This is a genomic window from Streptococcus sp. SM5, from assembly GCF_027497975.1.
This window is the reverse complement of record NZ_JAJNSC010000009.1, coordinates 109,191-121,536: the sequence shown is the minus strand read 5'-3', so window position 1 is coordinate 121,536 and position 12,346 is coordinate 109,191. Positions and strand designations below refer to the sequence as shown.

Genomic DNA, 12,346 nt, shown 5'->3' with positions numbered 1-12,346 from the left:
GTAAGGGGTTAAATTTAATATAAATTTACTATATTTCAGCCTTCTTTTCATAAGAGAAAGGAGTTGGTAGCTTGCCTCTTAGTTCACATTCCGAACGCCTAATGGGGACTACTATCACTATTTCATTAGTAGATAAGCGATCCGATAGCTTGCTCCAAAAATCCTTTGATTTGCTCAAAGAGCTTGAATACCGCTTCAATGCCAATAGTCAAGAATCGGAGTTGATGGAAATCAATTATCAAGCTGGAATAGCTCCAGTCAAAGTTCATCCTGATTTGTTTGAATTGATTTCACTTGGATTAGAGCATAGCCTAGCGCCCTCTAGTCATCTCAACATCAGCATTGGTCCCTTGATTCAAACCTGGCGTATCGGTTTTTCAGATGCCAAAGTGGCCCAACCTCAAGAAATTGAATCGGTGTTACCTTTAATCAATCCTCATTCTATCGAGTTAGATTCTTCGACTTCCACTGTGTTTTTGAAACAAAAAGGAATGAAGATCGATCTTGGTTGTTTAGCCAAGGGGTATAGTGCGGATAAGGTTGCCCAATTTCTGAGAGAAGAGGGAGTGACATCTGCCTTAATCAATCTGGGAGGGAATATCCTGACCATTGGTAAAAATCAGGAAAGAGGCAATCAGCCTTGGCAAATCGGGATTCAAGACCCAGCCAATCCTAGGGGAAATCACTTAATGACCATCCCTGTTGTCAATAAATCTGTCGTGACTTCAGGCATTTATGAACGTCATCTGACAGTCGATGGAAAAGATTACCATCATATTTTTGACAGTCAAACAGGATATCCTGTTGAAACGGAACTAGCTAGTCTGACAATCATCTCTGATAAATCAGTTGATGGTGAAATCTGGACCACTCGTCTATTTGGAGAAAGACCTGCTTCTATCCTCTGGCAAGTCGAAAGTTTGGAGGGCATCGAAGCTATCCTCATCGATAAAGAAGGTCACCTAAGCTGTTCTTCAGGAATTCCTACTCTATAGAATTAGATGTTTCAATAGAGTTTTAAAATCGTATTATGTAAAAAGAGAAAGGAAATCTCATGTTAAAACTTATTGCTATTGTTGGAACAAATTCAAAACGTTCTACAAACCGTCAATTGCTTCAATACATGCAAAAACACTTTGCTGAAAAAGCTGAAATTGAACTTGTTGAAATCAAGGATATCCCTGTCTTCAACAAACCAGCTGACAAGCAAGTACCTGTTGAAATTTTAGAAATTGCTGCTAAAATTGAAGAGGCAGATGGCGTTATTATCGGTACTCCTGAGTATGACCACTCTATTCCTGCAGTTTTGATGAGCGCTCTAGCTTGGTTGTCATACGGTATTTACCCACTTTTGAACAAACCAATCATGATTACAGGTGCTTCTTACGGTACGCTTGGTTCATCACGTGCCCAATTACAACTTCGCCAAATCTTGAATGCCCCAGAAATTAAAGCAAGTGTCCTTCCAGATGAATTCTTGCTTTCACATTCTCTTCAAGCTTTCAACCCAAGTGGAGACCTAGTAGATCTTGATGTGATCAAAAAACTGGATGCTACTTTTGACGACTACCGTATCTTTGTAAAAATCACAGAAAAATTGCGCAATGCACAAGAATTACTTCGCAAAGATGCTGAAGACTTTGACTGGGAAAATTTGTAAGATAGGAGACCAAAAAGAATGAAATTTGTTGGACTTGTAGGATCAAACTACGATCAATCATATAACCGTAAACTCTTGGAATTCATCCGTCGTCACTTCAAACTCAAATTTGAATTAGAAGTTCTTGAAATTGACGAAGTTCCAATGTTTAACCAAGACGAAAAATGGGACGAAAGTTTCCAATTACGTTATTTATATAACAAAATTACTCGTGCTGATGGTGTTATCATCGCTACTCCTGAGCACAACCACACAATCTCAGCTTCCCTAAAATCTGTTCTTGAATGGCTTTCATATGAAGTTCATCCATTTGAAAACAAACCAGTCATGATTGTGGGTGCTTCTTACTATGACCAAGGTACTTCACGTGCCCAAGTTCACCTTCGTAAGATTCTTGACGCTCCAGGTGTCAATGCCTACACACTTCCAGGAAATGAATTCCTTCTTGGTAAAGCTAAAGAAGCTTTTGATGTTAATGGAAATATCACAAATGAAGGAACTGTTAATTTCCTTGAAACATGTCTAGACAACTTTGTAAAATACGTGGGAGTCGTTTCAAAATTGAAAAAACCAAAACCAATTGAGCCAGAAGATTTATATTGTACAAATTCAATTGCAACTACCATCCAAGGTGTTGATCCAGATGATCCTGAATGGGTAGAAAAAGCTGCTGAACTTGTTGGAGCTGTTTCTGGAGATACTTACGTTAAATTAGACCACGGTATCTTGACAGTTAACCAAATTGACATGTTCTTGAAAGCAATGCCATTTGAATTGACATTTGCAGATGATAACAATCAATTTTTGTACTTTAATAACGCACACCAAGACCCAGATACAATGTTTGGTAAACGTGTACGTGCTCAATCAGGAAATAGATTAGGAACAGTACACGGTACATTGCCAGATTCTAGAATGAAAAACGTTGAATGGGTTGTCGGCGTATTGCGTAACGGGGATCAAGAATATGTCCGTACAATTGTGCCAGGAACACCTGAAGGTGTTATTAATACCCATAATTACCAAGCAATGTACTACCCAGATGGTTCATATGCTGGAATTAATGAGATTATCTTTAATTTCCAACCATGGCTTGATTGGTACCTCAATACAACTGGTCAACGTTTAGTCGGTGGAAATGCTGCAGCTCCTGCTGGCGGACATGGTCACGGCGATGCAGATGCTACATCTGGAGCTTCTGATTCAGGTGATGCCGGTGGTCACGGTGGTGGCGCTGACGCTACATCTGGAGCAAGTAACTAATCATTTTAGGAACCATCTTGGTTCCTTTTTTAGCAAAAAAAAGACTAGCAGTTTTTGTCTGCTAGTCTTTTACTTATTATTTCATCTATCTTTGTTAAAAGAAAGAATGCTTATTATGAGTTTAGGTCATCGAGACTACGACCATGTAATCCTTTTTCACGTTGGACTTGACGTAGTTTCTCTGGTGTAACATCATTTCCTTCTTCGTCCACAATTTTGATCCCTTCGATGTGGTGACGAACAGTGCGACGATAACCTTCGATGTACTCCTCACGTAGTTTGGCTTGTTCTACTTTTTCTTCTGGGGTCAAGCCTTCTGTTTTTTTCTTTTTGGCAAGCTCGTTGATACGAGCGATTTTTTTCGGATCCATTTCTTCTCCTTTGTGATAAGATACAGTCCGTTTGACTGAGTTTATTTAGTATTGATTTGGTTAAAACGAGCGAGCTTAGCTGCTTTCTTGGTTAGTTGTGACAAGATTGCCAAACGATTTTGACGGACTGCTTCATTTTCAGCCATAACCATGGTATTCTCAAAGAATGCATCAATGACTGGGCTAAGAGCAAAGAGTTGGTTCAATTGCTGACTTGCAGAACCTGATAAAACGAGTGTTTCTACTGCTTCAGCCAAGGTTTTCTCTTCTTCATTCTCAAAGAGAGCAGGATCAACCGTGTCATTGCCTTCTGCTTTCTCAGCCAAGTTGAAAGCACGTGAGAGGGATTCAACAGATGGTTTAAAGTCTTCTCCCTTGCTTGCTTCTACAAGAGCACTTGCTGCTTCCAACATATCCGCCACAACAAAGTTTGACCCTGCAAGAACGGCTTCCTTAATATCTTTTGGAGTAGAGCCCATCATCTTATCAACACGAGCCTTGATAAATTCCATAACCTCTGTCTTATTTTCATAAGTCAAACTGTCAAATTTCAAAGCATAAAGGCTATCAATCAACTCATCCATAGCAATGTGCCAACCAAAGGCATCCAAGATACGAACCACACCTTGGGTCGCGCGACGAAGGGCATAAGGGTCATTAGACCCTGATGGAATCAAACCTACTGAGAAGAAGCTCAAAATCGTATCCAATTTGTCTGCAATGGCAAGCACTGCGCCGACCTTGCTCTCTGGAAGTTCTCCTTCAGCTGATGTAGGCATGTAGTGTTCACGAATAGCAGCTGCCACTGCTGGAGTTTCACCAGCAAGAAGGGCATATTTCTCTCCCATAATTCCTTGGAGCTCGTCAAATTCACCAACCATACCTGTCAACAAGTCAAACTTGTAAATAGCTGCTGAGCGAGCAAGGTCAACTGTTTCATCCACTGACAAACCAGCTTTTTCTGCCAAGAGAATAGCAATCTGACCCGTACGAATCATGTGTTCACGAAGGGAACCAATTTTCTCATGGAAGGTGACATTGTTTAATTTTTCAACAAGGTCTGAAATAACCAATTTTTGGTCTTCACGCCAGAAGAATTCACCGTCTTCCAAGCGGGCTACCAAGACTTTTTCATTTCCTTTGATGACATTTTCCAAATACTCTGCGTTTCCGTTACGAACAGAAATGAAGTTTGGCAAGAGTTTACCGTCTTGATCACGAACAACAAAGTAACGTTGGTGTTCTTTCATTGAAGTCACCAAAACTTCTTCTGGAACTTCAAGGTATTTGGCATCAAAACTTCCCATAAAGGCAGTTGGGTATTCAACCAAGTTCAAGACTTCATTAAGCAAGTCCGCATCAATTTCGATATGTACACCATGCTCAGTTTCGATTGCTTTGATTTGGTCAACAATCATTTGCTCACGTTCACGTGGATCTGCGATTACAAACTGCTTACGAAGGTCTTCTTCATAGCTCAATGCTGACTGAATCTTAGTTTCTTGTCCCAAGAAACGATGACCACGGCTCACACGACCTCCCTTGATATCAAGGAAATCCAAATCAAACTCTTCTTCATCTAAAAGAACAGTTAAAGTGTGAACAGGGCGGATATATTCAAAGGTGTTGTTAGCCCAGTGCATGCTGACAGGGAAAGTCAAGGACTTCAAGACATCTACAACACCAGGAACAATGGCTTCAACTGCTTGACCAATTTCTTCCTTGGTAACATAGACATATTCTTCACCCTTGATTTCACGGAATTCGATATCTTCAACAGTCAATCCTTTTCCACGAACAAATCCTTGAGCTGCTTTGGTGAAGTTTCCATCACTATCCAAGGCAATTTTCTTTGCTGGCCCCTTAAAATCTTCTGTCAAATCAGACTGTTTGTCTGCAAGACCAGTTACACGAACAGCTAAACGACGTGGTGTTGAGAAGGTTTGAATGGCTTCAAAAGACAGGCGGTTTTCCTTGAGGAAGGCTGCCATTTTTTCGCCTAGTTGTTTTTCACTTGGTGTGACAACATAGGCTGGTAATTCTTCAAGACCGAGTTCTACTAATAAGTTTTTTGTCATGTTTTTTCTCCGAAAAATATCTTTTTATTTTCCAGTTTGCCTTATGTGATTGGCACGCAAGCAACCAACTTCGTTGTTTCATTGCTAAAATTGGAGCCAAAAGTCTCCAATTTTGCCTAGTATCCTTAGCTTCACTAAGGATACTTTCATCACTGCGGCAACTGGTTCAGGGCTCACATTGTTAGCCCATTTTCGTAATTTGTCACTTTCTTTATTCCGCGTCTTCTGCTAAGAGTTTAGCTCGTGTTTCTTCATCCAAAAGTGGGTAGCCTAGGCGTTTGCGTTCTGCGACAAAGGTTTTGGCTACAACACGGGCCAAATTACGGATACGAGCGATATAGCCTGCACGCTCGGTTACGGATACGGCACCACGCGCGTCAAGCAGGTTAAAGGTATGTGAACATTTGAGAACATAGTCATAGGCAGGGTGTACCAATCCTTCTTCCAAGGCACGACCAGCTTCTTTTTCAAACTTATCAAAGTTTTCCAGCAACATTTCTTGATCTGAAATTTCAAATGAATATTTTGAGTGCTCATACTCAGGCTGAATAAAGATTTCTCCGTATTTTACACCATCAGCCCACTCGATATCATAGACAGAGTCTACTTCTTGAATGTAAGAAGCCAAACGCTCCAAACCATAGGTTACTTCCGCAGTCACAGGGCTAGTTGCCAATCCACCGACTTGTTGGAAATAAGTAAACTGAGTGATTTCCATTCCGTCAAGCCAAACTTCCCAACCAAGACCAGCTGAACCAGTTGATGGGTTTTCCCAGTTGTCCTCAACGAAACGAATATCGTGTTCCAAAGGATTGATACCCAATTTTCCCAAAGACTCAAGGTACAGTTCTTGGATATTTGATGGAGAAGGCTTCATAACCACTTGGAATTGGTGGTGTTGGTAAAGGCGGTTAGGATTTTCCCCGTAACGACCGTCAGCAGGACGACGTGATGGCTCTACATAAGCCGCATTCCATGGCTCAGGTCCGATAGCACGAAGGAAAGTGTATGGACTCATTGTCCCCGCACCTTTTTCATTATCATAAGCCTGCATAAGCATACAACCTTGGTCATTCCAAAATTGTTGCAAAGTAAGGATGATTTCCTGGAAAGTCAATTTTTTAGACATTGTTTACTCCTTTAATTTATATTATCTTCTTAGATTTATTTATCAAGCAACCAAGAAAAGGCTGGGTCCTGAAAAATATGACGTTTAGGAACAGTTTGTAAATTCTGATCGCATTCATCTATTGTACCTAATTTCAAAGCACAGACTTCTGGTATATTTTCTTGAACAGTGAAAATTTGACTATGACAGTTCTGGCAGTAATAACGCTGTTTTCCTGGAGAAGAACTATAGGAAACAAGCTTTTCTTTTCCATGCAATACTAGCTTTTCACTGCTAACTTTAGCATTAACTGTATAGGCAGACGCAGTTGCTTTTCGATAAAATGAGCAATGACAAAAAACTAATTCCGATAATTCCTCATCTAGAGTGTAGGTCACTGCTTTACATAAACAAGATCCTTTAAGCATGATGCTCCTTTCTACTTAGGCATTAGACGAATTCAAAAAGAACCGAATTTCAACACCCAAGCCTTGCGACTAGGGGCGTCAGAAACGCGGTTCCACCCTAATTTATTACTTCATTGTTTTTGAAAATACTACAGAAAGCGCCAGTTCTTTATTTTGTCCTACTTGGCTCCCACTATCCCAAGCTCGCTTGAAGAACGCCATAAGACTTTCTTTCCTCTTGACTATTATATCAGAATTGTAACATACTGTAAATCAAAAACTATAGAAAGATGTATTGTATTCTCTACTCACTTTTTGAAAAAGTTGCAAGTCCGATTACTGACAACAAGAGAGAAATTCCCGAAATACTTAGCATAATAGAAATTATATTATTCTCACCAGTGGCTGGTAATTGTTTTCCTTCTTTGTTGACTGTAGCTAAAAATACTTGTTGACCACTTCCAGCTAGTGTTTTATTCTCATGCTTAGCTTCTATAATTGATGGAGCTTTCTCAATTTTATCATTGCTAATTGAAGGCTTAATAGTTGAGACTTGTCTATTGTGACTTACTAATTTAACAGGTTGCACTTGAGAAACTGGCTTAACCGTTACAACTGGTTTAGCTGGATTAACTGGCTTAATCATTACAACTGGTTTAGTTGGAATAACTGGCTTAATCATTACAACTGGCTTAGTTGGATTAGCTGGTTTAATCGTTATAACCGGTTTAGTTGGATTAGCTGGTTTAATCGTTACAACCGGCTTAGTTGGATTAGCTGGTTTAATCGTTACAACCGGCTTAGTTGGATTAGCTGGTTTAATCGTTACAACCGGCTTAGTTGGATTAGCTGGATTAGCTGGTTTAATCGTTACAACCGGTTTAGCTGGAATCTCTACTTTATTAGCCTTCAGTTTTACAGACGTTTCTTTTAGAGCATTGATTACTTCATTAATTTCTTCTTGACTAGATTCTGCATTTTCCAAAAGTAACTTAGCTTTGTTGAAAATAAGATTATATGAATCTTTCTCCTCTTTGCTAGCTGTCAAAAATCTTGGATCTTTGTCTTGGAACTTCACTTCATCCACGATAACATTTTTTAGGCTCATGAAATCTGTTTCTTTCCCATTCAGTTGGTCTTGTGCTTGCAAGAAAGTGGTCAATAGACGGTCGATTTCATCTTGAGTTATCAAATCTTTTGTAATTAATAATGCCAAGAGTTTGAATTCACGATCATATTGACCTTTGCGTTCTTGATCAGAATTTATATATTTACCTTTTTTAACTGTCTCAGCATATGCTTTAATGGCATTCTTCAATGATGTGATATCAGATTCCTTACCATCCAATGTTTGCATAGCAGACTCTAAAGCCTTAACAATTTGGTCAATTTTATCTTGGTTAAGTTTACTTCCCAATGCTAGTTGCGCATCTTTGACACTTTGATCAAAAATCTCTTTTAACTTCTGTTTTGTATTATAATATCTCGGAGTTTTAACTACTTCCATTTGTTTATTTAAAGCTGCAATCAGAGCTAACTTAGAAACAACTGAAAGTGACAAAACATTATTTTTACCAAACAGAACTTTAAATGGTTGAAGATTATCAAGTAATTCATAACCATTTGACAGATTTACAAGAACCTTATATTCACCAGTAACCACTTTCTTACCGTAAGAATGTTTACCATATGTTTCAGCTGGCAAGACTTGACTCTGACCGTCCTCACCTACTAAAGTAATCGTTGTAGTTCCAGGAACAGCTTGATTAAAGCCAATCGTTACTGGGGCATATTTCATTTTGTTAGCCAAGAAGGTAATAGTTTGAAAACTGTTTTCTTTCGTTAAATCAAATTCCTTAGATAGAGCACTCACAAATTTCAACTCTGTACGGTCATAGCTAAAAATTTCTGCAACATAATGCCCAAATTTCAAGAAATTAATATCTTTTGACTTATCAACGGTTACATATTGACCTTCGCTATTTTTAATGCGATAAACATAAGTTGTATCAATCTCATCCTTGGTTTTATTGTTTAGTATAGCAATTTTTACACGACCACTATTTTCTTCACCTACAAGATCTTTGAGAGATATAAAATCTACATTTCCTGCAAAGTCTTCTACATAATAGAAGATTTTCGATTTATCAATGTTCTTAGGAAGTGTATAACTACCATCTTCATTTTGTTTGATAATTTGATACTGTTCGATTTCTGAATCTGTCGCCTCTCTATTTTCAGAAGGACGAATATAAAAGACTTTTTCTAGAAGAATTCCACCATTTCCGACATCCTGAGGTTTGCGAGCTATAAATTGTTCTTGATCTTCTTGAGAACGAATATATCCCGAAGTAATCAGAGGTTTTTGTGTATCGATTTGAATTTTAAATGTTGTATATTGTTCCTCAGCTCCAGGGACATCTGGCTTATAACTAATAACATAGTCATAAATTCCATCAGAAACTCGATTTCCATTAGAATCCTGTCCTCCCCAAGCTGTTTTATCTACAATATAACTTCTTGGATTTCTAGTATCGCCATCAAAATAATTTTTTACAAGGTCTGTTGGACGACTTTGCCAAATAGGCTGACTGTGTGTTGTATCCGAAGAAGCATAAACCGTCGCACGAAGATTTACCAAGTTTCTATAGACAAGAGTTTTAAACCGAACAGAATCTTTATTACCATCCTCATTTGGCGAGATAGCAAGGCGGATGTTCCCCTTTTCATCTAATTGAAGATGGTATTTTCCTTCAGCATCTTGTTTCACTCCGAGTACAGTCACTCGATTTCCTTGACGCTCTGCTTTTAAAACATTTACATCATTTTCAGAACTTGTTAAATAAGTTGCATCGTCTGAAGGTGAAATTCCTGGATTATCTTTATCAATTTCAGAGTAAAATCCACTGTTTCCTTCCTTAAACAATTGATAAATTGGTTTTTCAATTGCAGGTAGATTTTGGAATTCTCCCTTAAATCCCATAAATGGTAAACCAATAATAGAACCATCATCTGCAGGATTGACAAATCTAACAAATCCTTCTAGAAAATATCCATTTGGCATTATTTTGCTAAGTTCTTCAGTAAACTTACTTGTATCTACACTAACTGTTACCGTCTTCCTACTATGAGCTTTCACAGTTACTTCAGGCCAAACTGTTTCAGTTAGTTTTCGTGGACGGAGAGTGAATTTCCCTTCTTCAACTTCGTCCGTATTTGTATTTACAATCATCTTCAATGTTTGGTCTTTATCCGAAATATTATGAATTGTAACTTCAAAGGTAAATTTATCACCAACATTACCAAGAGTAACACTTGGATAGTTATTTGCACCTGTTACAAATAAATCTGTGCTTGTTGCCGCCATCGTGTCAACTACGCCTGCACCTTGCTGACGTGGAGAAGTATAGGCTCCAGTTTGTTTATTAAAATGTGGTTTTGCAGTAGACATAATTAAAGCTTTTACAATCTCTGAAATTTGACTAGCTGATAATTCAGGATGTTTCTTTGCTAAATATTCTTTGACTAATGCTGCGACACCAGCTACATGAGGGGCCGCCATACTTGTTCCACTGATACTTCCATAGCTATTGTCGTTAAATGATGAATAGATATTTCCACCAGGTGCAGTAACATCTGGTTTCAATTGTCCATCAGTTGTAACTCCCCAACTTGAAAAATCTGATAATTGGTCTGCAACGTCTGATTTACGATTATCCATCTTGTGATTAAAGACAATTTTATACTGACCAGACTTAAGAATTTCACCATAATGTTTTGAAATAAAAACAGATGGGATTTTCTTAGCATCACCTGTAACAGACATACTAACATTTGCACCTTCAACGTTGTTATAAATTAAAACTCCAGCTGCACCGTGTTTAAGAGCATTTTTAATCTTATCAGAAAAATTAATTTTACCACGTTGAATCAGTGCTAACTTGCCTCTTACATCAATATTAGCAAAATCTTCTTCACGACCAATACCTGCTGCTACATATTCGTATTCTTTCCCTTTTTCAAAATCTTTTTCTGTTTCAGGTCTATTAAAATCAAACTTACCATAATCAAGGGTAGCGTCATTTTCTAAACCTTTTACTTCAAAAACTTCAGTAGTTAGAATTTTATTATTAATCGAAGCAACAGAAATTGAATCTTCTACTGTAGAGGGATTTCCGACGAGACCATAATCAGGATTTGCTGCCAATGGTTGTGAAAAACCTCTACCGAAAGTATTACTATTACCAGCAGCAATAACAACAGATACTCCTTTAGCGCGTGCTCTTTTTACTGCATCAATGATATCTGAACCTGCATCTACCGTTGAACCCGCACCTGCACCCAAACTCATATTGATCACATCTGCACCTAGTGCAACTGCATCATCAATAGCTTTTACATAGAGGGCAGATGCTGTAGTTTTATCTCTGTCTGAAAAAACTCTCATAAACATAATTTGAGCTTCTGGCGCCACCCCATAAACCTTCTCAGAATTCGGGGCTTTATTAACAGGATTTCCAGCTACAATCCCAGTAACATGCATTCCATGAGACTCTTTTTCAGCTTCTTTTATATTATCAGTTCCATCAAAGTAATCATAAGCATATACTACTTTATCACTGTACCATTTCCCATAGTCAATACCAGCAGTCTTTTTAGCTTTTTCGATATCATCCTTATTTTTAAATTTCGCCTTTGACGGATCAGAAATACGCAAAACTTCATGATTCAAATCAAGACCTGAATCTATAACAGCGACTACAGTTCCTTGTCCTTTATGTCCTGCTTCCCAGGTTTTAGGGACAGTAATAATTTCATTACTGGAGATACTGTTTGGCTTTTCTTTATGTCCACCTTGAGATAACGACTGTGATTGGATGCTTTCCGAAGAAGAATTACTTTTCACTGCTGATTCTTCCTTCTTCTCTTCACTTTTTATAGCAGTCGTTTCTTTCTGTGTGGTTACGGCTTTGACTGACTTATTATCTCTATACTCTGTAGAATCATCTTGTTTTAATGACTCTGTCACTTCTGTTTTTTCCTTCGAAGAAGAATTTAGAGCATTCTTGTCAGCCGTGACTGGCGGTGCGAGCTTATTTGAATCATCTAATTTATTAGTCATTACAGCATGTGTAACTTGATTGGATGCTTCAAATTTTCCCTCATCGGCACTAACCTGTGCGAAAGCAAATCCGAATGCAAAGACCGTTAGCAGAAAAATCGTTGCTACTTGGTACTTTTTATGACAAAAATCTTTGCAATCTCCCATAAAATCACTCCTTTTTATTTAAATTAAAAGTATTATATACCAAATTATCAGAAAATTCTATCAAAAACTTATTTTGTAACAAAATTGTAATATTAACCAATCCTATCATGAGATTTAAACATAAAAAAATTTAGCCTCGATTAATACAAGACTAAATTTATTTATTGAAAAATTACTTACGATTTAATTA

General features: G+C 38.0%; 8 protein-coding genes. 3 read left to right on the top strand and 5 right to left on the bottom strand.

The window, feature by feature from the left end:
- The first annotated feature begins 71 nt into the window (after nt 1-71).
- The 3 genes from PAN07_RS08660 to PAN07_RS08650 are packed head-to-tail and all read left to right on the top strand — an operon-like array spanning nt 72 to nt 2,923.
- Entirely contained in the window at nt 72-995 is a 924-nt protein-coding gene (locus PAN07_RS08660) for an FAD:protein FMN transferase (protein ID WP_084863120.1), read from the top strand.
- Between the two features lie 59 nt (nt 996-1,054).
- Complete coding sequence (locus PAN07_RS08655; protein WP_000915954.1) at nt 1,055-1,660, top strand: NADPH-dependent FMN reductase; 606 nt, start codon at nt 1,055-1,057, stop codon at nt 1,658-1,660.
- 18 nt (nt 1,661-1,678) lie between these two features.
- Complete coding sequence (locus tag PAN07_RS08650; protein WP_061589828.1) at nt 1,679-2,923, top strand: NAD(P)H-dependent oxidoreductase; 1,245 nt, start codon at nt 1,679-1,681, stop codon at nt 2,921-2,923.
- Nucleotides 2,924-3,036: 113 nt separating this feature from the next.
- On the opposite strand, the gene PAN07_RS08645 is transcribed toward PAN07_RS08650, so the two are convergent.
- The 5 genes from PAN07_RS08645 to PAN07_RS08625 form a co-directional block, all read right to left on the bottom strand.
- The gene (locus PAN07_RS08645) at nt 3,037-3,294 is read right to left on the bottom strand and encodes a DUF896 family protein (RefSeq protein WP_269797701.1); all 258 of its coding nucleotides are present in this window, start codon (nt 3,292-3,294) and stop codon (nt 3,037-3,039) included.
- 41 nt (nt 3,295-3,335) lie between these two features.
- Nucleotides 3,336-5,372 (bottom strand): glycine--tRNA ligase subunit beta, encoded by a 2,037-nt coding sequence (glyS, locus tag PAN07_RS08640; protein WP_261203734.1) that lies wholly within the window; start codon nt 5,370-5,372, stop codon nt 3,336-3,338.
- Nucleotides 5,373-5,583: 211 nt separating this feature from the next.
- Entirely contained in the window at nt 5,584-6,501 is a 918-nt protein-coding gene (glyQ, locus tag PAN07_RS08635; protein ID WP_084863114.1) for a glycine--tRNA ligase subunit alpha, read from the bottom strand.
- A gap of 35 nt (nt 6,502-6,536) precedes the next feature.
- Nucleotides 6,537-6,908 (bottom strand): GFA family protein, encoded by a 372-nt coding sequence (locus PAN07_RS08630; protein ID WP_084863113.1) that lies wholly within the window; start codon nt 6,906-6,908, stop codon nt 6,537-6,539.
- Between the two features lie 283 nt (nt 6,909-7,191).
- The gene (locus PAN07_RS08625; RefSeq protein WP_269797700.1) at nt 7,192-12,156 is read right to left on the bottom strand and encodes a S8 family serine peptidase; all 4,965 of its coding nucleotides are present in this window, start codon (nt 12,154-12,156) and stop codon (nt 7,192-7,194) included.
- Nucleotides 12,157-12,346 lie beyond the last annotated feature (190 nt).